Source organism: Rhodoplanes elegans (genome assembly GCF_016653355.1).
Taxonomy (GTDB): domain Bacteria; phylum Pseudomonadota; class Alphaproteobacteria; order Rhizobiales; family Xanthobacteraceae; genus Rhodoplanes; species Rhodoplanes elegans.
In genome coordinates, this window is sequence record NZ_NHSK01000038.1 from 16,332 (window position 1) to 35,533 (window position 19,202).

The following is a 19,202-nucleotide window of genomic DNA, read 5'->3' on the forward strand; positions in this document are numbered from 1 at the left end:
CGGCGCCGCCGGACGCGAGCGGGGGTGTGGCATGAACATTCACGAATACCAGGCGAAGGCGGTGCTGCGCGAGTTCGGGGTGCCGACGCCGCGCGGCGTCGCGGCCTTCTCGGTCGACGAGGCCGTCAAGGCGGCCAAGGAGCTCGCCTCCGCCGTCACGGTGGTGAAGGCGCAGATCCACGCCGGCGGCCGCGGCAAGGCCGGCGGCGTCAAGGTCGTGAAGAGCGTCGAGGACGTCGAGAAGGAGGCCAAGCGCCTGCTCGGCTCGACCCTGGTGACCCACCAGACGGGGCCGCGCGGAAAAGAGGTGCACCGGCTCTACATCGAGGAAGGCTCGGCGATCGACAAGGAGTTCTATCTCTCCGCGCTGGTCGATCGCGGCACCGGCCGCATCTCCTTCGTGGTGTCGACCGAAGGCGGCATGGACATCGAGCACGTCGCCGCCGAGACGCCCGAGAAGATCGTCTCGTTCTCGGTCGATCCGGCGACCGGCGTCATGCCGCATCACGGCCGCCGCATCGCCCAGGCGCTGGGGCTGAAGGGCGACCTCGCCAAGCAGGCCGAGGTGCTGGTGACGAAGCTCTACGGGGCCTTCGTCGCCAAGGACATGAGCATGCTCGAGATCAATCCGCTGGTCGTCACCAAGGACGGCAAGCTGATCTGCCTCGACGCCAAGATCTCGTTCGAGGGCAACGCGCTCTATCGCCATCCCGACATCGTGGCGCTGCGCGACCTGACCGAGGAGGACGAGAAGGAGATCGAGGCCTCCAAGCACGAGCTCTCCTACGTCGCGCTCGACGGTAACATCGGCTGTATGGTCAACGGCGCCGGTCTCGCCATGGCGACCATGGACATCATCAAGCTGTACGGCGAGGAGCCGGCCAACTTCCTCGACGTCGGCGGCGGCGCCTCCAAGGAGCGCGTCACCGAGGCGTTCAAGATCATCACCGCCGACCCGAAGGTGAAGGGCATCCTGATCAACATCTTCGGCGGCATCATGAAGTGCGACGTGCTGGCCGAGGGGGTGTGCGCGGCCGTCAAGGAGGTCGGACTCGCGGTGCCGCTGGTGGTGCGGCTCGAGGGCACCAATGTCGAGCTCGGCAAGAAGATCATCGCCGACTCGGGCCTCAACGTCGTGTCGGCCGACGATCTCGACGACGCCGCCCAGAAGATCGTCAAGGCCGTGCGGGGGAACGCCTGATGTCCATCCTGATCGACAAGAACACCAAGGTCATCTGCCAGGGCTTCACCGGCAAGAACGGCACCTTCCATTCCGAGCAGGCGATCGCCTACGGGACCAAGATGGTCGGCGGCACCTCGCCCGGGAAGGGCGGCTCGACCCATCTCGGCCTGCCGGTGTTCGACACCGTCGCCGAGGCGCGCGAGAAGACCGGCGCCGACGCCTCGGTCATCTACGTCCCGCCGCCCGGCGCCGCCGACGCGATCTGCGAGGCCATCCAGGCCGAGATTCCGCTGATCGTCTGCATCACCGAGGGCATTCCGGTGCTCGACATGGTGAAGGTGAAGCGGGCGCTCGACGGCTCCAAGTCCCGCCTGATCGGTCCGAACTGCCCGGGCGTGCTCACCGCGGGCGAGTGCAAGATCGGCATCATGCCGGGCAACATCTTCAAGCCCGGCTCGGTCGGCGTGCTGTCGCGCTCCGGCACCCTCACCTACGAGGCGGTGTTCCAGACCACCCAGGTCGGCCTCGGCCAGACCACCGCGGTCGGCATCGGCGGCGACCCGGTGAAGGGCACCGAGTTCATCGACATGCTGGAGAAGTTCCTGGCCGACCCGAAGACCGAGTCGATCATCATGATCGGCGAGATCGGCGGCTCGGCCGAGGAGGACGCGGCGCAGTTCATCATCGACGAGGCGAAGCGCGGCCGTAAGAAGCCGATGGTCGGCTTCATCGCCGGCGTGACGGCGCCCCCCGGCCGCCGCATGGGCCATGCCGGCGCGATCATCGCGGGCGGCAAGGGCGACGCCAAGAGCAAGATCGCCGCGATGGAAGCGGCCGGCATCAAGGTGTCGCCGTCGCCGGCGCGCCTCGGCACCACGCTCGCCGAGATCCTGAAGAAGTAGTAGGCTCGATTCTCGAGGCTCGCGGCGCCGGTCCCCTGGGCCGGCGCCGTTTGCTTTTCGATGAGGTCCGTCATGTGACCGCCGAGCACGCTGGTTCGCCTCGAGAACGCCCGGCGGCCGGACCTCGCGGCCGTCGAGGCGCCGGCGCTCGCCGATACCGGGGCGCTCCATCTCTGCATTCCGGAGCATGTGGCCCTCCAGCTGGAGCTGGACGAGCTCGATCGCCGCGAGGTCACGGTCGCCGACGGGTCGCGCCGGCGCGTGCCCTATGTCGGCCCCATCCTGGTCTCGGTCGCCAACCGCCGGGGCGTCGCCGGGGCGATGGTGCTCGGCACCGAGGTGCTGCTCGGCGCCATCCCGATGGAGGACATGGACCTCGTCGTCGTCCCGGCGACCCGCGACGTGATCCCCAACCCGGCCAACCCGAATCTCGCCGTCTCGATCGCCAAGGGCGTCCGCGACTGACGCTTGTCGGCGGCCGGCCGGTGGGCCCGGCTCCGCGCCGAGCCTGGCCGACGGCACCCGCCCTCTGCGAGACGCCGAGCGTCTCTCGTCTCTCTCGTTGGAAACGTTTTCACCCTCGGTTCACGGCCACGGTCCACGATCCCGACCGCCCAGCTCCGGCGGCGGCGCCCTGGATCGCCCGACCCGGCCGTCGGGTCGGGCGGACGGGCGCGCCGGCGCAGGGGCGACATGGCGAGGCGCGTCCGGTCCCCCGCGATGCGGTCCGGGCCTGCTCGGCGATGCGATTTCCGAACCGCCGTCCACTAATGTGAATCAATATTCGCTTCTACCCCGATTCTCCTTCATGAAACCGTTGTGGCGACGCGGGAAGGCGCCTAAATAGGGGCGTCCGGCCGCGGCGTTTTCCCGGGCCGGCCCGGCTCGCTCCCGCTCCCCCAGGGGCCTCGCCCCGCGATCAGGACCCGTTCATGTCCCGCCAAGACGCGAACGCTCAATTCGCCCTCACCTCGTTCCTCTACGGCGGCAACGCCGCCTATATCGAAGACCTCTACGCGCGCTACGAAGCCGATCCGAAGGCGGTCGACACCGAGTGGCGGGTGTTCTTCTCCGGTCTCAAGGACACGGCCTCGGACGTGGCGCGCTCGGCGCGCGGCGCCTCCTGGAAGGAGCCGCACTGGCCGGTGGTCGAGGAAGGCCCGATCCGCATCGTCGAGCCCGAGGCCCAGGAGGCGGCGATCCGCCTCACCGACCGCATCGCCCAGAAGGCGCAGCATTACGGGGTCGACCTCACGACGGCGGACGTCCAGCAGGCGACGCGCGATAGTTTGCACGCCCTGATGCTGATCCGCGCCTACCGCATGCGCGGCCATCTGCACGCCGACCTCGACCCGCTCGGCCTCGAGGCGATCAAGGACCACGAGGAGCTCGATCCGCGCTCCTACGGCTTCACCGAGGCCGACTTCGACCGCCGCATCTATCTCGACTTCGTGCTCGGCATGGAGTTCGGCACGCTGCGCCAGATCATCGCGATCCTGAAGCGCACCTACTGCCAGACGCTCGGCGTCGAGTTCATGCACATCACCGACCCGGCCCAGAAGGCCTGGCTGCAGGAGCGCATCGAGGGTCCCGACAAGGAGATCCACTTCACCCGCGAGGGCAAGCGCGCCATCCTCAACAAGCTGGTCGAGGCCGAGGGCTTCGAGAAGTTCTGCGACGTCAAGTTCACCGGCACCAAGCGGTTCGGCCTGGACGGCTCGGAGTCGATGATCCCGGCGCTCGAGCAGATCATCAAGCGCGGCGGCGCGCTCGGCGTGAAGGAGATCGCGGTCGGCATGGCCCATCGCGGCCGCCTCAACGTGCTGGCCCAGGTGATGGCGAAGCCGCATCGCGCCATCTTCCACGAGTTCAAGGGCGGCTCGTTCACGCCCGACGAGGTCGAGGGCTCCGGCGACGTCAAGTATCACCTCGGCGCCTCGTCGGACCGCGAGTTCGACGGCAACAGCGTGCACCTGTCGCTCACCGCCAACCCGTCGCATCTCGAGATCGTCAACCCGGTGGTGCTCGGCAAGACCCGCGCCAAGCAGGACCAGCACGGCTGCACCACCGAGGACCGCACCCAGGTGCTGCCGCTCCTCATCTCCGGCGACGCCTCGTTCGCCGGTCAGGGCGTGGTGGCCGAGTGCTTCGGCCTCTCCGGCCTGCGCGGCCACCGCACCGGCGGCTCGATCCACTTCATCGTCAACAATCAGATCGGCTTCACCACCTATCCGCGTTACTCGCGCTCGTCGCCCTATCCGTCCGACACGGCCAAGATGATCGAGGCGCCGATCTTCCACGCCAACGGCGACGATCCGGAGGCCGTGGTGTTCGCCGCCAAGGTGGCGACCGAGTTCCGCCAGAAGTTCCAGAAGCCGGTCGTCATCGACATGTTCTGCTACCGGCGGTTCGGGCACAACGAGGGCGACGAGCCGTCGTTCACCCAGCCGCTGATGTACAAGAAGATCCGCTCGCATCCGTCGACGCTGGAGATCTACTCGAAGAAGCTGTTCTCCGAGGGCATCGTCACCGACGGCGAGGTCGAGAAGATGAAGGCCGACTGGCGGGCCCGGCTCGACGCCGAGTTCGACGCCAGCCACGGCTACAAGTCGAACAAGGCCGACTGGCTGGACGGCCGCTGGGCCGGCATGAAGGTCGCAGCCCCGAGCGACGACCCGCGGCGCGGCAACACCGGCGTCGCGGAAGAGACGCTGAAGGAGATCGGCGAGAAGATCACCTCGGTGCCGACCGGCTTCAACCTCCACCGGACCATCCAGCGCTTCCTCGACGCCCGCCGCAAGGCGATCGAGACCGGCGAGGGGATCGACTGGGCGACCGGCGAGGCGCTCGCCTTCTGCACTCTCCTCTCCGACGGCCACCCGGTCCGTCTGTCGGGGCAGGACTCCGAGCGCGGCACCTTCTCGCAGCGCCACGCCGTGCTGATCGATCAGGAGACCGAGAACCGCCACACACCGTTCAACTACGTGAAGCCCGGCCAGGCACGCTTCGAGGTGATCAACTCGATGCTGTCGGAGGAGGCGGTGCTCGGCTTCGAGTACGGCTACTCGCTGGCCGAGCCGAACGCGCTGGTGCTGTGGGAGGCGCAGTTCGGCGACTTCGCCAACGGCGCCCAGGTGGTGTTCGACCAGTTCCTGTCGTCCGGCGAGCGCAAGTGGCTGCGCATGTCCGGCCTCGTCTGCCTGCTGCCGCACGGCTACGAGGGGCAGGGGCCGGAGCACTCCTCGGCGAGGCTCGAGCGCTATCTGCAGATGTGCGCCGAGGACAACATGCAGGTCGCCTACTGCACGACGCCGGCGAACTACTTCCACATCCTGCGCCGGCAGCTGAAACGCGACTTCCGCAAGCCGCTGATCCTGATGACGCCGAAGAGCCTGCTCCGCCACAAGCGGGCGGTGTCGCGGCTCGACGAGATGACGGCGGGCACGTCGTTCCACCGGCTGCTGCCCGACGACGCGGAGAGCCGTCACGGCGAGCACATCAAGCTCGCCGCCGACCGCAAGATCCGCCGCATCGTGCTGTGCACCGGCAAGGTCTATTACGACCTCTACGAGGAGCGCGAGAAGCGCGGCATCGACGACATCTATCTTCTGCGCGTCGAGCAGCTCTATCCGTTCCCGACCAAGGCGATGCTGGCCCGCCTGCAGCGGTTCAAGAACGCCGAGGTGGTGTGGTGCCAGGAGGAGCCGCGCAACATGGGCGCGTGGACCTTCGTCGAGCCGTATCTGGAATGGGTGATGAACCAGGTCGCCGGCGAGTACCGCAGGCCCCGCTATGTCGGGCGCCCGCCCTCCGCCGCCACCGCGACGGGCCTGATGTCCAAGCATCTCGCCCAGCTCAAGGCGTTCCTCGACGACGCGCTGGGCTGATCGCCGCGCGCCCTCCCGAACACAGTCCCTGGCCGGACGCCGTGCCCGGCCATCTCCGCCCCCCGCCCGAACCCGATCCGCGCGCCGCCGCGCCCTCCGCGTCCGCCGCCCGATCCTTGGATACGAAGAACGATGGTTGACATCCGCGTGCCCACCCTGGGCGAGTCCGTGACCGAAGCCACGATCGGCCGCTGGTTCAAGAAGGCGGGCGAGCCGGTGTCGGTGGACGAGCCGCTGGTCGAGCTCGAGACCGACAAGGTCACCATCGAGGTGCCGGCGCCCGCCGCCGGCGTGCTCTCGGAGATCGCCGTCGCGGACGGCGAGACCGTCGCGGTCGGCGCGCTGCTCGGCCAGATCGCCGAAGGCGCCGCCGGCGCCGCGGCCCCGGCCGCCAAGGCCGAGAAGTCGAAGCCGGCCGCGCCGCCCCCCGCACACACGGCCGCCGCGGCTCCGGCCGCCGCCAAGTCCGACGCGGCCAAGTCCGACGCCCCGCTCGCCCCGTCGGTCCGTCGACTGGAGGCGGAGAGCGGCGTGTCCGCCTCCGGCGTCGCCGGCACCGGCAAGGACGGCCGGGTGACCAAGGGCGACATGCTGGCCGCGATCGAGCGCGGCCCCGCCGCGCCCGCACCGGCGGCTCCGGCGCCGGCGCCCGTCCAGGCTTTCGCGCCGCCGCCGGTCGCGCCCGTGCAGGTGCGCGCGCCCTCGCCGCCCGACGACGCGGCGCGCGAGGAGCGCGTCCGCATGACCAAGCTGCGCCAGACTATCGCGCGGCGCCTGAAGGATGCGCAGAACACCGCCGCCATGCTGACGACCTTCAACGAGGTCGACATGACGGCCGTGATCGCGCTGCGCAACCAGTACAAGGATCTGTTCGAGAAGAAGCACCGGGTGAAGCTCGGCTTCATGGGCTTCTTCACCCGCGCCTGCGTGCAGGCGCTGCGCGAGGTCCCGTCGGTCAACGCCGAGATCGACGGCGCCGACATGGTCTACAAGAATTATTATCACATCGGCGTCGCGGTCGGGACCGATCGCGGCCTCGTCGTGCCGGTGGTGCGCGACTGCCAGTCGAAGACGCTGGCCGAGATCGAGAAGACGATCGCCGATTTCGGCCGCCGCGCCCGCGACGGCCAACTCAAGATCGACGAGATGCAGGGCGGCACCTTCACGATCTCCAACGGCGGCGTCTACGGCTCGCTGATGTCGACCCCGATCCTCAACGCGCCGCAGTCCGGCATCCTCGGGATGCACAAGACCCAGGAGCGGCCCGTGGTGGTCGGCGGCAAGATCGAGATCCGCCCGATGATGTATCTGGCGCTCAGCTACGATCACCGCGTCATCGACGGCAAGGAGGCCGTGACGTTCCTGGTGCGCGTCAAGGAGAGCCTGGAAGACCCGGCGCGGCTCGTGCTGGATCTGTGAGCGGAGCGATCGAGATGCCGACGGTGGCGATCATCGACGGCGTCAAGATCCAGTTCTACGCGCCCGAGCACGCGCCGCCACATTTCCATGCGATCTACGCCGAGCATCGCGCGCAGATCGCCATCGGGTCCTTGCAGGTCTTGAAGGGTGGCTGCCGCCGGCCAAGCTGGCGATTGTGCTGTCGTGGGCGGAGCCGCGACAGGATGCCCTGATGCGGGCGTGGGACGCGACCATCGCCCAGCAGAAGCCGGAGAAGATCGCATGACCGGTACGCTTCACATCGTCGCTGCCGAACCGGTTCTCCACGGCGTCCTCAAGCTCACCTGGGACGACGGCTACGAGGGCATCGTGGATCTCCGCGGCATCATGGCTCACGGCGACATCTTCGCCTCTCTGCGGGATCCGGCGAGCTTCAGGCAGGTTCGCGTCTCGCAGTTCGGTCATTCCGTCTTCTGGGGCGAGGAGGATGACGAGGACGTCGACTTCGGCTGCGATCGGCTGCGCGAGATCGCCGAGGAACAGGCCGCCCTGCTGGCGCGTGCGGGCTGACCACCGCCCCGCGACCGCGGCTCGAACCGATCACCCGGACACTCCTGGTCAATGTCCCACACGGCCGAATTCCTCTCCCTGATGGCGGTGTTCCTGGTCGCGGCGGTGACGCCGGGGGCCGACTTCGCCTGCGTGATGCGCGAGAGCGTCGTGCACGGCCGCCGTGCCGGCGTCTTCGCCGCGATCGGCGTCGGCTCGGCGATCCTGGTCCATGTCGGCTACACGGTGCTGGGCATCGGCCTGATCGTCGCCCACTCCGTCGTCGCCTTCACGATCGTCAAATGGGTCGGCGCCGCCTATCTGGTGTGGCTCGGCATCAAGAGCTTTCGCGCCCCCGCGCCGGCGCTGCCCGATCCCGGCACGCACGATCCCGCGGCCCGACCTGCACGCCGTTCGCTGGCGATCGGGGCATTGACAAATCTGCTCAATCCCAAGGCCACGCTGTTCTTCGTGTCGCTGTTCTCCACCATCGTGTCGCCGCAGACGCCGCTTCTCTTCCAGCTCGGCTACGGTCTCGCCATGGCCGTGACGCTCGCCGTCTGGTTCACGATCGTCGCCGTGTTCCTCACCACCGGCACGGCGCGCGCCGCCTTCGCGCGGGCGGGCCGCTGGTTCAACCGCGCCACCGGGCTCGTGCTGATCGGGCTCGGCGTGCGTGTCGCCCTGCAACGGAGTCACTGAGTGTCGCTCACCCCCGTCCCGACCGAGCTTTATCTCCTCGCCGCCGCCGTGGTGCTGCTCGTCGTGCAGATCTTCATCCAGTCCGGCACCATGACCAAGGAGCTCGGCACCGACTGGAACGCCAGTGCGCGCGACGACGGTCGCAAGCCGAGCGGTGTGCTCGCCGGCCGCGCCGAGCGGGCGCTGAAGAACTATCTCGAGACCTTCCCGGCCTTCGTCGCGCTGGCCTTGGCGCTCGCCGTCACGGGGCGCACCGGCGGGCTGGCGCTCGCGGGTGCGCACCTGTGGTTCTGGGCCCGTCTCGTCTACGTGCCGCTCTATCTCGCCGGCGTGCCGAAGGTGCGCTCGATGGTGTGGCTCGCCGCGCTGGTCGGGCTCGGCCTGATGCTCGCGGCCCTCGTCCTCTGAATTCCTCCTGATCACTCCCCGAACGGAACCTTCGCGATGTCAGCTTACGATCTCGTCGTCATCGGCACCGGCCCCGGCGGCTATGTCTGCGCCATCCGGGCCGCCCAGCTCGGTCTCAAGACCGCCGTGGTCGAGAAGCGCAAGACGCTCGGCGGCACCTGCCTGAACATCGGCTGCATCCCGTCCAAGGCGCTGCTGCACGCCTCCGAGCTGTTCGACGAGGCCGGCCACGGCTTCGAGCAGATGGGCATCAAGGTCGGCAAGCCGAAGCTCGATCTCGCCGCCATGATGGCGTTCAAGGACGAGGGCGTCGACGGCAACGTCAAGGGCGTCGACTTCCTGATGAAGAAGAACAAGATCGACGTCCATGTCGGCACCGGCCGCATCGCCGCTCCCGGCAAGGTCGAGGTGACGGGCGAGGCCGGCACCACGACGCTCGACACTAAGGCGATCGTCATCGCCACCGGCTCCGAGGTCGCGCCGCTGAAGGGCGTGACGATCGACGAGCAGCGGATCGTCTCGTCGACGGGCGCGCTGTCGCTCGACAAGGTGCCGAAGAAGCTCCTGGTCGTCGGCGCCGGCGTGATCGGGCTCGAGCTCGGCTCGGTGTGGCGCCGTCTCGGCGCCGAGGTCGAGGTCGTCGAGTTTCTGGACCGCATCGTCCCTGGCATCGACCTCGAGGTGGCGAAGCAGTTCCAGCGCATTCTCCAGAAGCAAGGCTTCACGTTCCGCCTGTCCACCAAGGTGACGGGCATCGACACCTCGGGGTCGCGCCTCAAGGCGACGGTCGAGCCGGCGGCCGGCGGCGACGCCGCGACCATCGATTGCGACGTCGCGCTGATCGCGATCGGCCGCGTGCCCTACACGCAGGGGCTCGGGCTCGACACGGTCGGCGTCGCGCTCGACCCGCGCGGCCGGGTGATCACCGACGCGCATTTCGCCACCAACGTGCCGGGCATCTACGCCATCGGCGACGTGATCGCCGGGCCGATGCTGGCCCACAAGGCCGAGGACGAGGGCGTCGCGGTGGCAGAAATCCTCGCCGGCAAGGCAGGGCACGTGAACTACGACGTGATTCCGGGCGTCGTGTACACGAACCCGGAGCTCGCCAGCGTCGGCAAGTCCGAGGAGGACCTGAAGGCCGCCGGCATCGCCTACAACGTGGGAAAATTCCCGTTCACGGCGAACGGCCGCGCCAAGGTGAACCGGCAGACCGACGGCTTCGTGAAGATCCTGGCCGACGCCAAGACGGATCGCGTGCTCGGCGTCCACATCCTCGGCGCCGATGCCGGCAACATGATCGCCGAGGCCGCCGTCGCGATGGAGTTCGGTGCCTCCTCGGAGGACATCGCCCGCACCTGCCACGCCCACCCGACGCTGCCCGAGGCCGTCAAGGAGGCGGCGCTCGCGGTGGAGAAGCGCGCGCTGCACATGTGAGTGCGGCGCGGTCGCGGACCGCGCCGTTGACCCCGCCAACCGGTCCCGCTATCTGTATCACAGGTAGCAAAGCTCGGTGTGGCATACCATGGCGCGTGACCGGGTGACGATCCAGCTCCGGCAGGGCGACATGTTCGCTCAGCCGACCGATCTGGTGATCATTCCCTGCTCGACGGACCCGACCATCATGCCGGGCACCGCCGAACGACTGAAGGCGCTCGACATCGCTCCACCATCCGGAGCGATGAGCCTCGGCGACGTCAGATTCAGCCTGTTCCGGGGCGGCACCAGCATCGCCGCTTATGTCGGCTACGCCGCCTCGGTCCGCGGTTATCGCAGCGACGCTGGCGAAATCACCCGGATCGCCGCACAGATCGTGGCGTTCGCGAAGGACAAGCCGGAGATCCGCGACGTCGCCTTGCCCCTGCTCGGCAGCGGGGCGGGCGGGCTGTCGAAGGAGCAGTCGGCTTCCGCCCTGATCGCCGGCCTGTCCTCCGCCGACGCCGGCGAGACCGTGTTCAACATCTACGTCCTGGAGAAATCCGATTACGACGCGCTGACCGCGTCGATGGGGGCGGCCGCCGAGAACGCCCGCGCGGCCGAGCGCGAGGTCATGGCTGCGCTGCCGCGGGCCGACGGGATCGTCGCGAAGCGTCGCGGTCCCGCGGCTGCCGCGCCCGCCCCCCGAACCACCCCGGCCGGGCCGGTCGCCGCGACGGAACCGGCATCGTCGCGCGAGCCGATCCGGGTCTTCATCAGCTACACGCGGACCAGCGACGAGCACCAGACTTGGGTCCAGGATCTCGCCACCCTGTTGCGGAGAAATGGCATCGACGCGCGGCTCGACGTCTGGCACCTGCGCCTCGGCATGGACCTGCCGCAGTGGATGTGCAACGAGCTGGACCTCGCCGACCGCGTCCTCATCATCTGCAACAAGGCCTATGCCGAACGCGCCGACGGCCGCTACGGCGGCGTCGGCTGGGAGATCCGGCTGGTTCAGGGGGATCTGCTGCAGAGCCAGCAGGCCAATCCGGACCGCTACATCCCGATCGTGCGCGGCGCCTTCGACCAGACCGCGTTGCCGGGGTTCCTGCGTGGCGTCTACAGCATGGTCTGGACGGACCAGGACCACGACAGGCTGTGCGACGAGCTGCTCCGCGTGATCTATCGCGTCTACAAGCAGCCGCCACCGATCGGCGAGCCGCCGCGCTTCGTCGTGATGTGAGGACGCGGCGGAGCGGGGGGCTTGGATTGGCCGGCGTGCAATCGAAGACGACCCAACTATACAGTTGCATCCAGTCGTGGTAGCTTTTTAAGCGATATACTCACGGCTGTCGATTGCGAGGAGTTCCAATGGCGGAAATGGTAGAGCCGCATTACGGCTATGATATCATTCAACATCACGGCCATACGGAAATCCATGCCGGGAGCGAGAGTGTCTTAATCTATCCGGACAGGATCGAGGTCGGCGGTCGCGCGTTCAAAAAGGCTCATATCCATTCGATTATTGTCGAGGAGCCGGACCTGTCGCACGTCTCTAAGCTCAGTTCATCACCTCCCCGCGGCGTTATGGGAAGTTTCTTTCGGATGGTGGCCGAACATCAGGTCAAAAGCGAAATCGAGGCGGCGATGCGTGCGGGGTGGTCCGTAGCGTTCTCTTACGGAGAAAGCCGTTATAATCTGTTTTCTAACTGCAGCGAGGATCGCGCACGCAGCCTCCAGAACCTGCTCTGGCGGGAGATTTAAAACGGCTGATGCAAGTCACCTTTTCGGCCTTCGGTTTTGGCCTCGTGACTCAGGAACGGACCGAGCCGTCATCCGGTGACAGGACTGATCGCCCGACCGGCGAAATCGCATGCCATCGCGGACCAGTCTCGCGCGGATCACGAGACCCGATGCAGCTCAATATACCGATGCAGCCTACCATTCAACTTCGCAACGGCGACCTGCTCGCTCAATCGACCGACCTGATCATTGTTCCATGCTCGACGGACCCGGCGACGCCGGTCTGGGACGCCGAGCGGATGAGAGCCCTTGGCTTCGTGCCTCCTGTCCGACCTCTCGAAACCGCGGAGGTTTGTTTCGATCTGTTCGGGGGCCCCTCGAACCTAGCAACTTACGTCGGGTACACCGCGTCGACAGCGATCGCGCTTGCGAGCGTCACCAGGGTGGCTCGGCAAATCTACAACTTCGTGGCCGACAAGCCGGAGGTCCGCGACATTTCGTTGCCCTTGTTCGGGCCCGATCCCGACGGGCTGCCGACACACCAGTCGCTGGATGCACTGGTGATGGGTTTGACCGGCGAGGATGCCGAAAGGAAGGTCTTCAATATCTACATTCCGGACAGTGCCGCGTTCGCCGCGTTGGTGTCTTACTTCGATCGCTCCCGCACGGTGCCCGCGGTCGACCGGAGTCGCTACAATCCAGGAGGCGGTGATCTTGCCGTGGCAGCCGCCTCGGGCAAGAAGCGCGAGCCTGTTCGGGTTTTCATCAGCTATGCGAAGACCGATGACGAGCACGAGAGCTGGGTGTGGAGACTCGCCGTCTTCCTTCGAAGCAAAGGAATTGATGCCAGACTGGATGAGTGGAGGCTAGATCTGGGTGCGGATCTGACGCGATGGATGGAAGCGGAGCTCGCGTTGGCCGAACGGGTGCTCGTGATCTGCAACAAAGAGTACGCAAGAAAGGCTGCAGACGCCGACGGGGGTGTGGGCTGGGAAATGCGGTTGGTGAAGAGCGATCTTTATCATGCCCAGAAGCAGGACGGCCGCCAGAAGTACATTCCCATTGTTCGAAAGACCTTCGACCGAGCCGCTGTTCCGGCGTGCTTCCAAGGCTCATATTGCCTGGTGATCGACGACATTGGTGAAAATAAGCAGACGTCGAAGTTGTTGAAGGCGCTGTATGACGTTTACAACGAAGAGCCGCCACTAGGGACTCCGCCGCGCTTCGTTCTCCGATGAGGGCGCCATCACCATGGCGGCCGAACGAAGCCCACCCGGCCGACCGCTCGCGTTGGCCATGAGATTCGAGCGGTCAGTCTCCGACATGTCTCGGCAGCCGCGTGGACGTTTAACGTGGCTGGGTCAATTGAAGCGGCTGCGGAGCTCCTGAGCCTCTTTCAGACTCTGATGTGTCCTTGCCCATTGTGGGGACCGCGGGTCTAACTTCGTCAGGGCGGACCGGAACGCCGCGATGGCCTCCTCGAGCCGGGCGCCGCTCTGTTGTCGCCGACCGAGCGAGACCAGAATTGTACCGAAATCGTTCTGCGCGATGGCCCATCGGTGCGGCATGGTTTCCGGCGTCTCGATCTTGAGGACCAGCCGATAGGCTTCGACGGCGTCCTCGAGAGACTTGGTTCCGTTCTCCCGTTCGCCAAGAGCGGCGAGCGACAGGGCAAGATTGGCCTGGCTCTGCGCCCAATCGACCGGATAATCCTCTCGTCGATGAACGTCGCGAGCAGCCCTATGCGCAGCGACGGCTCTGGCGAGGACGTCTCGATCGTTCATGCGCTCCCCGAGACGGAGCAATGCCAATCCGAGATTGCTCTGGATGACGGCCCATTGCATCGACTTCGGCTCGGCACGATCGCGCGCCTTCTCAAACGCTGTCACGGCGCGGGCCAGCAGTCGAAGTCCGGAATCGCGAGAGTCCCGCTCGCCCAGTCCCGTCAAAGCGAGCCCGAGATTCTGATGTATCGCTGGAACGTTCAACGGCGATCCGCCTTGCTCCGAGTCCAAAAAGCCGGAGAAGTCTGCCACGACCTGCAACACGTTGATGGCGCGTCTCAAGGTGTCGGGGCCGCTTTCCCGCTTTCCCAAAAGGATCAGAACAGTTCCAAGATTGGTAGATGTGAGCGCCCAGTCAAGTGGACGCGTTTCTAACGTCAGGACCGTCAGTGCTCTCTCGTAAGCGACCTGGGCAGCTTTGAGATACGCCGAGTCGGGATCGATCTCGCCGAGGGCACTCAGACTGTTACCAAGGTCGTTCTGAGTCAGCGCCCACGGAATTGGCAGGCGGTCCGGCGGCACCAGCGCCAGCGCCTTTCTGTAAAGTGCCACAGCGGCCTCCAGCGACTGCGTGTCCCCGCGCGCATACAGATCGTTCGCCTGCTGGCCCAGCTTCACCCAGGCGTCGGGCGGTACAGCGTCGGGGCTGCTGTCTGGCTGGTGCAACGATCCGCCAGTCGGGTTGCGCGGCTTTTTCAGCCAGCCAAATATGTTAAATGCCATAATGGCCCTCGCCTAATAATGGAAAAAGACAATATACACGATTCCTGCGTGCTCTTCAGCCCGAATTGCTCCCGCGGAGCGCACCCACTGGCGTTCTATGGCGGTCTATATAGCCCCCTGGCATGAACCCGCCGCGATTGCCCCTATACTCACCTGCATGCGCCGTCTGACCCGCCCGCTGTGGATCCTGCTCGCCGTCGTCTTTCTCGTCGAGGCGTGGCTGTGGGAGCATGTGCGGCCGCTGGTCGCCCGGGTGGTCGACTGGATCGCCTGGCCGGCCCTCAAGGCGCGGATCGCCGTCACGATCGGGCGGTTGCCGCCCTATCCGACGCTGCTGGTGTTCGCCGTGCCGGCGGCCGTGCTGTTCCCGCTCAAGCTCGCGGCGCTGTGGATGTTTTCGCACGGCTTCTGGCTGGGCGGCGTCGCGGTGTTCGGCTTCGCGAAGGTCGTCGGCGTCGGCGTCACCGCCTTCGTGTTCGACCTCACCCGGCCGAAGCTCCTCCAGCTTCCCTGGTTCCGCCGGCTCTACGATCTGGTGCTGCGCGGCCTCGCCTGGGCGCACGGGCTGATCGACCCGTACAAGGCCGAGGTGAAGGCGTGGCTCGCCCGCACCGTCGCGCCGCTGCAGCGGCGCCTGCGCCGCCTGATGCGCCTGCTGGCCCCCGGCCGCCGCGGCCGTTTTATCCGCCATGCCCGCCGGCTGCGGCGGACCGTGCACCGTGGCACGGCCGCCCCGAGGCCCGCCGCGGCGGAGTGAGCATGTCTCCGTCATTCCGGGGCGCGGACCGTCAGGTCCGCGAGCCCGGAATCCATAACCCCGGTGTTGGTGGCTCACGGAAGACAGGGAGTATGGGTCCCGTGCTCGGCGCTTCGCGCCGCCCCGGGACGACCGCGACCCTCACACGAAATGCACGGCGTGCGGGGCGAACAGGCCGATGCCCATGAACACGATTCCCAGAATGCCGACGCCGCCGGCCACGAAGGCGAGCGCCATCATGCCGGTGATGACGGCGGCCGAGCACAGCACGATGCCGATCTGGAATGCCGCCGACGCCACCTCGTAGTGGTGGTAGCGCGCGAGCGCGGTGTCGCGCTCGTGCTCCAGGTGCTCGGCATGCGCCCGCAGCTCCTTGCGGCCGTCCTTCTCCTTCGGATCGCTGTCGTAGCGGGCGATCGTCGCCTTCCAGGCGTCGATCTGCTTCTGCAGCGCGGCGCGCACCTCCTCGTTGGGCGCGGTGGCGAGCTGCAGGGTCATGGCCTCGGCGGCGGCGCGCAGCGAGGTCTGGCGCACCGTCTTGGCCTGGAAGAAGTTCCAGGTGTCGGACGCCTTGATGTTGAGCCCGATCGCCTCGGTCTGGGCGCTCTTGCCGAGCGTCTCGGAGAAGGCGAGGAACAGCGCGATGATCGCGATCAGCAGGGCGATCTGCTTGTTGTGCCCGGCGGCGTGCTCGGCGTGCTCGTGGTGCTCCAGATTCTCGTGCGGCCCGGCCATGGTCTCCCCCTCGGCGCTGGTGGTGCCGGAGGGATGTAGCGGGCCGCTGTCGGTGCGCAAGGGGACTTTCGGCGATGTTTTCGCGGTCGTCCCGTCACATATCCCCGCCGCCGGGTGGGTGAACGGACCCCTGTCCTCCCCGGCGCCGCTCCTCTATACCGGCCGCAAAGGCAGGAGGGCGCGATGAGCGAAGTGCGAGTGATCGTGGCGGGTGCGGGCGGCCGCATGGGCAAGACCCTGGTGAAGGCGATCGCCGAGGCGAAAGGCGTCGTGCTGGCCGGCGCGATCGATGCGCCGTCCTCGCCGCTGATCGGTCGCGACTCCGGCGAGATGTCGGGGATCGGCCCGAACGGGATCCCGGTGACGGCCGACCTCGGTTCGCTCGCCGAACAGGCCGACGGCGTGATCGATTTCACGATTCCGGCCGCCTCGGTGGCGCTGGCCGAAAGGACCGCGGCCGCCGGCCTGTTTCACGTCATCGGCACCACCGGCTTCTCGGTCGCCGACGAACAGGCGATCGCCGCCGCCGCGCAGACGGTCGCCATCGTCAAGTCGGGCAACATGTGCCTCGGCGTGAACCTCCTGGCGGCGCTGGCGAAGCGGGTCGCGGCGACGCTCGACGAGGAGTTCGACATCGAGATCCTCGAGATGCACCACAACAAGAAGATCGACGCGCCCTCCGGCACGGCGTTGCTGCTCGGCGAGGCGGCGGCGCGCGGCCGCGGCATCGACCTCGCGGCGCGCTCCGAGCGCGGTCGCGACGGCCACACCGGCGCCCGCAAGCCGGGCGACATCGGCTTCGCGTCGCTCCGCGGCGGCACCGTGGTGGGCGAGCACTGGGCGATCTTCGCCGGCCCGGCCGAGCGCATCGAGCTCGTCCACAAGGCCGAGGACCGCATGATCTTCGCCCGCGGCGCCGTCAAGGCCGCGGTGTGGGCCAAGGGTCGGCCGGCCGGCCTCTACTCGATGATGGACGTGCTGGGGCTGAAGGATTTCTGAGCGGTCCAGGACATCGAAGCCCGTCATTCCGGGGCGCGGGCCGAAAGGCCCGCGAGCCCGGAATCCATAGCCCCGGCGCCGCGGGCTCACGACAGACAGGGGTTTATGCCAACGGCCACGACGGCTGACTCTCTCCGTCACCCTGAGGTGCTCGGGCGAAGCCCGAGCCTCGAAGGGCGACGGCCCCGGGCCGCACCCTTCGAGGCTCGCTGCGCGAGCACCTCAGGATGACGGGTCGAGGTTCGGGGCCGTTAGTATGATGGATTCCGGACAGCCGCGCGTCGCGCGGCTTCCGGAATGACCACCACGGTCACCGCATCAGCGACTTGCCGGTCATCTCCTTGGGCTGCGGCAGCCCCATCAGGGCGAGCAGCGTCGGGGCGAGGTCGGCGAGGCGGCCGTCGGCGAGGCTCTTGGCGTCGCTGCCGAACAGCATCACGGGCACCGGGTTCGTGGTGTGCGCCGTGTGCGGCCCGCCCGTCACCGGGTCACGCATCAGCTCGCAATTGCCGTGGTCGGCCGTGACGAGCAGCGCCCCGCCCATGTCGCCGATCGCCGCGACGATGCGGCCGAGGCCGGTATCGGCCGTCTCCACCGCCTTGATGGCGGCCGGCAGGCTGCCGGTGTGGCCGACCATGTCCGGGTTGGCGAAGTTCAGCACGATCAGGTCGTACTTGGCGGACCGGATCGCCGCCACCGCCTTGTCGGTCAGCTCGGGCGCCGACATCTCGGGCTGCAGGTCGTAGGTCGCGACTTTCGGGGACGGGACCATGATGCGGTCCTCGCCCGGATACTGCTTCTCCTCGCCGCCGTTGAGGAAATACGTGACGTGCGGGTACTTCTCGGTCTCCGCCATGCGCAGCTGCGTGCGGCCGGCGTCGGCCGTCACCTGGCCGAGCCCGTTGGCCAGGCTGTCCGGCGGGAAGACCGTCCCCATGAAGGCGTCGAGCGCCTCGCTGTACTGGGTGAGCCCCACCGCGATCGCGACCTTCGGCACCCGCGGGCGGGGGAAGCCGTCGAAGCCCGGATCGAGCAGCGCGCCGAGAATCTCGCGCACCCGGTCGGCGCGGAAGTTGAAGCACAGGATGCCGTCGCCGTCCTTCATGCCGGCATAGTCGCCGATCACGGCCGGGACGATGAACTCGTCGCCGACATTCGCCGCGTAGGAGGCCGCGATCGCCGCCGCCGCGTCCTCGTGATGGGCGCCCTCGGCCTGGACGATCGCGGCCCAGGCCTTCTCGACCCGGTCCCAGCGCTTGTCGCGGTCCATGGCGTAGTAGCGGCCGTCGACGGTGGCGATCGGCACGGTCGGCGGCAGGTCGGCGGCGAGCTTCTCGACATACTCGGCGGCCGAGCGGGGCGGCGTGTCGCGGCCGTCGGTAAAGACGTGCATGACGGTCGGGATGCCGGCGAGCGCCAGAATGCCGGCGAGCGCGGCGCCGTGGTCCTGGTGCGAGTGGACGCCGCCCGGCGAGACGAGGCCCATCAGGTGGCAGGTACCGCCGGTCTCGCGCAGCGTGTCGATCAGGCCGACGAGCGCCGGCGCCTTCTCGATCTCGCCGGTGGCGATCGCGTCGGTGATGCGCGGCAGATCCTGCATCACCACCCGGCCGGCGCCGATGTTCAGGTGCCCGACCTCGGAATTGCCCATCTGCCCGTCGGGGAGGCCGACGTCCTTGCCCGAGGTGCGCAGGAAGGCGTGCGGGCAGGTGCCCCAGAGCTTGTCGAAGGTCGGGGTATTGGCCTGCCGGACGGCGTTGTCGGCGGCGTCCTCGCGCCACCCCCACCCGTCCAGAATGACCAGCATCACGGGACGACGCGTCTGCATGTCGGTGATCTCCTGCCTGCGCCGAAAACGGCCCCACGGCGCGGTTCACTCGACTAATGGGACGCCCCACCGCCCCCGTCAACGGCCGGTGAAAGGATACCGAATTGTGCAGGAGTTTCGGTCGATCTGGTTGGTCAGCCTGGCGGCCGACGGCTGGCGTGAGTGCCCGCGGCTGCCCCCCACCC

At 67.7% G+C, this 19,202-nt stretch carries 18 protein-coding genes; 15 read left to right on the forward strand and 3 right to left on the reverse strand.

Annotated features, from left to right (window positions below):
* Positions 1-31 precede the first annotated feature (31 nt).
* The 13 genes from sucC (at position 32) to CCR97_RS02685 (ending at position 13,429) form a co-directional block, all read left to right on the forward strand.
* On the forward strand, positions 32-1,201 hold the full coding sequence (gene sucC / locus CCR97_RS02625) for an ADP-forming succinate--CoA ligase subunit beta (protein ID WP_111359276.1): 1,170 nt from the start codon (positions 32-34) through the stop codon (positions 1,199-1,201).
* Positions 1,201-2,085, forward strand: a complete 885-nt coding sequence (gene sucD / locus CCR97_RS02630; protein ID WP_111359277.1) for a succinate--CoA ligase subunit alpha — start codon at positions 1,201-1,203, stop codon at positions 2,083-2,085. Before sucC ends, sucD begins: the two co-directional genes overlap by 1 nt.
* 189 nt (positions 2,086-2,274) lie before the next feature.
* The gene (locus CCR97_RS02635; protein ID WP_201159280.1) at positions 2,275-2,550 is read left to right on the forward strand and encodes a pepsin/retropepsin-like aspartic protease family protein; all 276 of its coding nucleotides are present in this window, start codon (positions 2,275-2,277) and stop codon (positions 2,548-2,550) included.
* A gap of 467 nt (positions 2,551-3,017) precedes the next feature.
* Entirely contained in the window at positions 3,018-5,972 is a 2,955-nt protein-coding gene (locus CCR97_RS02640; protein WP_111359279.1) for a 2-oxoglutarate dehydrogenase E1 component, read from the forward strand.
* 132 nt (positions 5,973-6,104) lie between these two features.
* The gene (gene odhB / locus CCR97_RS02645) at positions 6,105-7,391 is read left to right on the forward strand and encodes a 2-oxoglutarate dehydrogenase complex dihydrolipoyllysine-residue succinyltransferase (RefSeq protein WP_201159281.1); all 1,287 of its coding nucleotides are present in this window, start codon (positions 6,105-6,107) and stop codon (positions 7,389-7,391) included.
* Between the two features lie 14 nt (positions 7,392-7,405).
* A complete protein-coding gene (locus CCR97_RS02650; protein ID WP_244670231.1) occupies positions 7,406-7,603 on the forward strand; it encodes a DUF4160 domain-containing protein in 198 nt (65 codons plus the stop codon).
* A gap of 49 nt (positions 7,604-7,652) precedes the next feature.
* Complete coding sequence (locus CCR97_RS02655; RefSeq protein ID WP_111358490.1) at positions 7,653-7,940, forward strand: DUF2442 domain-containing protein; 288 nt, start codon at positions 7,653-7,655, stop codon at positions 7,938-7,940.
* A 51-nt stretch (positions 7,941-7,991) separates the two neighbouring features.
* Positions 7,992-8,621, forward strand: a complete 630-nt coding sequence (locus CCR97_RS02660) for a LysE family translocator (RefSeq protein ID WP_111358489.1) — start codon at positions 7,992-7,994, stop codon at positions 8,619-8,621.
* Positions 8,622-9,029, forward strand: coding sequence for an MAPEG family protein (locus tag CCR97_RS02665; protein WP_111358488.1), 408 nt, complete (start codon positions 8,622-8,624; stop codon positions 9,027-9,029).
* Between the two features lie 36 nt (positions 9,030-9,065).
* Positions 9,066-10,466 carry a dihydrolipoyl dehydrogenase gene (gene lpdA / locus CCR97_RS02670; RefSeq protein ID WP_111358487.1) on the forward strand — a complete coding sequence of 467 codons (1,401 nt, stop codon included), beginning with the start codon at positions 9,066-9,068 and terminating at the stop codon, positions 10,464-10,466.
* Positions 10,467-10,554: 88 nt separating this feature from the next.
* On the forward strand, positions 10,555-11,691 hold the full coding sequence (locus CCR97_RS02675) for a toll/interleukin-1 receptor domain-containing protein (RefSeq protein ID WP_111358486.1): 1,137 nt from the start codon (positions 10,555-10,557) through the stop codon (positions 11,689-11,691).
* A gap of 128 nt (positions 11,692-11,819) precedes the next feature.
* Positions 11,820-12,212: a hypothetical protein gene (locus tag CCR97_RS02680; protein ID WP_111358485.1), complete on the forward strand. Its 393-nt coding sequence runs from the start codon at positions 11,820-11,822 to the stop codon at positions 12,210-12,212.
* A gap of 149 nt (positions 12,213-12,361) precedes the next feature.
* Positions 12,362-13,429, forward strand: a complete 1,068-nt coding sequence (locus CCR97_RS02685; RefSeq protein ID WP_170145935.1) for a toll/interleukin-1 receptor domain-containing protein — start codon at positions 12,362-12,364, stop codon at positions 13,427-13,429.
* Positions 13,430-13,552: 123 nt separating this feature from the next.
* Here the strand turns inward: CCR97_RS02685 and CCR97_RS02690 are convergent, their stop codons facing one another.
* A complete protein-coding gene (locus CCR97_RS02690) occupies positions 13,553-14,698 on the reverse strand; it encodes a tetratricopeptide repeat protein (protein WP_111358483.1) in 1,146 nt (381 codons plus the stop codon).
* A 157-nt stretch (positions 14,699-14,855) separates the two neighbouring features.
* Here CCR97_RS02690 and CCR97_RS02695 point away from each other — a divergent pair, with 157 nt between their 5' ends.
* The gene (locus tag CCR97_RS02695; protein WP_201159282.1) at positions 14,856-15,455 is read left to right on the forward strand and encodes a hypothetical protein; all 600 of its coding nucleotides are present in this window, start codon (positions 14,856-14,858) and stop codon (positions 15,453-15,455) included.
* A gap of 141 nt (positions 15,456-15,596) precedes the next feature.
* Here CCR97_RS02695 and CCR97_RS02700 read toward each other — a convergent pair whose 3' ends face one another.
* Complete coding sequence (locus tag CCR97_RS02700) at positions 15,597-16,190, reverse strand: DUF4337 domain-containing protein (protein WP_111360602.1); 594 nt, start codon at positions 16,188-16,190, stop codon at positions 15,597-15,599.
* 183 nt (positions 16,191-16,373) lie between these two features.
* On the opposite strand from CCR97_RS02700, the gene dapB reads away from it, so the two are divergent.
* Positions 16,374-17,189: a 4-hydroxy-tetrahydrodipicolinate reductase gene (dapB, locus tag CCR97_RS02705; protein WP_111360601.1), complete on the forward strand. Its 816-nt coding sequence runs from the start codon at positions 16,374-16,376 to the stop codon at positions 17,187-17,189.
* Positions 17,190-17,499: 310 nt separating this feature from the next.
* Here dapB and gpmI read toward each other — a convergent pair whose 3' ends face one another.
* Positions 17,500-19,017, reverse strand: a complete 1,518-nt coding sequence (gene gpmI, locus CCR97_RS02710; protein ID WP_111356032.1) for a 2,3-bisphosphoglycerate-independent phosphoglycerate mutase — start codon at positions 19,015-19,017, stop codon at positions 17,500-17,502.
* Positions 19,018-19,202 lie beyond the last annotated feature (185 nt).

Bases quoted from the DNA above. Each gene is read 5' to 3' on its own strand.
- sucC (WP_111359276.1), top strand. From the start codon at position 32: ATGAACATTCACGAATACCAGGCGAAGGCGGTGCTGCGCGAGTTCGGG.
- sucD (WP_111359277.1), top strand. From the start codon at position 1,201: ATGTCCATCCTGATCGACAAGAACACCAAGGTCATCTGCCAGGGCTTC.
- CCR97_RS02640 (WP_111359279.1), top strand. From the start codon at position 3,018: ATGTCCCGCCAAGACGCGAACGCTCAATTCGCCCTCACCTCGTTCCTC.
- odhB (WP_201159281.1), top strand. From the start codon at position 6,105: ATGGTTGACATCCGCGTGCCCACCCTGGGCGAGTCCGTGACCGAAGCC.
- CCR97_RS02650 (WP_244670231.1), top strand. From the start codon at position 7,406: ATGCCGACGGTGGCGATCATCGACGGCGTCAAGATCCAGTTCTACGCG.
- CCR97_RS02655 (WP_111358490.1), top strand. From the start codon at position 7,653: ATGACCGGTACGCTTCACATCGTCGCTGCCGAACCGGTTCTCCACGGC.
- CCR97_RS02660 (WP_111358489.1), top strand. From the start codon at position 7,992: ATGTCCCACACGGCCGAATTCCTCTCCCTGATGGCGGTGTTCCTGGTC.
- lpdA (WP_111358487.1), top strand. From the start codon at position 9,066: ATGTCAGCTTACGATCTCGTCGTCATCGGCACCGGCCCCGGCGGCTAT.
- CCR97_RS02675 (WP_111358486.1), top strand. From the start codon at position 10,555: ATGGCGCGTGACCGGGTGACGATCCAGCTCCGGCAGGGCGACATGTTC.
- CCR97_RS02680 (WP_111358485.1), top strand. From the start codon at position 11,820: ATGGCGGAAATGGTAGAGCCGCATTACGGCTATGATATCATTCAACAT.
- CCR97_RS02685 (WP_170145935.1), top strand. From the start codon at position 12,362: ATGCAGCTCAATATACCGATGCAGCCTACCATTCAACTTCGCAACGGC.
- CCR97_RS02690 (WP_111358483.1), bottom strand. From the start codon at position 14,698: ATGGCATTTAACATATTTGGCTGGCTGAAAAAGCCGCGCAACCCGACT.
- CCR97_RS02695 (WP_201159282.1), top strand. From the start codon at position 14,856: ATGCGCCGTCTGACCCGCCCGCTGTGGATCCTGCTCGCCGTCGTCTTT.
- CCR97_RS02700 (WP_111360602.1), bottom strand. From the start codon at position 16,190: ATGGCCGGGCCGCACGAGAATCTGGAGCACCACGAGCACGCCGAGCAC.
- dapB (WP_111360601.1), top strand. From the start codon at position 16,374: ATGAGCGAAGTGCGAGTGATCGTGGCGGGTGCGGGCGGCCGCATGGGC.
- gpmI (WP_111356032.1), bottom strand. From the start codon at position 19,017: ATGCAGACGCGTCGTCCCGTGATGCTGGTCATTCTGGACGGGTGGGGG.